Source organism: Vibrio sp. D173a (assembly GCF_030248475.1).
In genome coordinates this window covers 1-856 of sequence record NZ_JAHGAH010000470.1, presented here as the reverse complement: position 1 = coordinate 856, position 856 = coordinate 1, and the positions used below count along the sequence as shown (strand labels likewise).

The 856-nt window shown below is 38.3% G+C and carries 1 protein-coding gene and 1 pseudogene; both read left to right on the top strand.

Annotation, left to right across the window (positions count from 1 at the left end; genetic code table 11):
• A partial coding sequence (locus tag KIV40_RS26815; RefSeq protein ID WP_375164888.1) for a cell division protein ZapC domain-containing protein occupies window positions 1–121 on the top strand: 121 nt, incomplete at its 5' end.
• A 496-nt stretch (window positions 122–617) separates the two neighbouring features.
• Window positions 618–856, top strand: a pseudogene (rlmL, locus tag KIV40_RS26810) (23S rRNA (guanine(2445)-N(2))/(guanine(2069)-N(7))-methyltransferase); the annotation flags it as partial.

The window sequence follows — 856 nt, the reverse complement described above, 5'->3', positions numbered from 1 at the left end:
GTTCAATTTAACTTCTTCTAAAGCACTTCAGTTTGGTGATTCAATTAAAGTGATGCACGATAGAATGGTAGACGCAAATGCCATATTGCATCATCACCGCCACATAGCGATGGTAGGCTAGTCAAAAACAACGCTCTCACACTCAAGAAAATCGACCTCAGGGTCGATTTTTTTATACCTGAAATTCAGTATTCCAACCCAATCACTCATAGATAATTTGTCTATGAGGCGCTTTTTTACACAAGTCACGCTTATTTTTTCAACTTAATTCCAACACGTTTTTGAGCCAATATTTGAAAATAGGGTGTTAAAATTCCCTGTTTATGGGGTTTTGTAAGCAACTTTCAGTGTGAATTTTGGTTTGGTATATACCAGTATTGGTGCGAATAATAATTCAAATAGTCGTTTGAACGTGAATATTCATTGAATAAAGTCTGTGGGGAGGACGATTTTTGACCGTTCGGTGTGGCTTGGGCTTCGGAGTTAGCAAGTGCTTCGTATAGCGAACATTTGCTGAGCAATTAGGTGGAAGAATCAATGAAAAGATGTGTTTAGAGTGACGCTTATTGACTTAAATAAGGTATAATCGAGCTCATTTTTATCAATAAAAGAACACTATGAATCAATATCTAGCGGTTACCTCAAACGGCCTTGAGAATTTATTAGTTGAAGAACTAACCCAACTAGGGATTACAAACGCAAAACCTGTACAAGCAGGTGTTAAATTCAAAGCGACGAATGAGCAGATTTATCGTTGTTGTTTGTGGAGTCGTCTGGCTTCGAGATTTGTACGTGTCCTTTCTGAGTTCACTTGTCAAGACGACATGGACCTGTACCTTTCAACTACGGCCGTTAA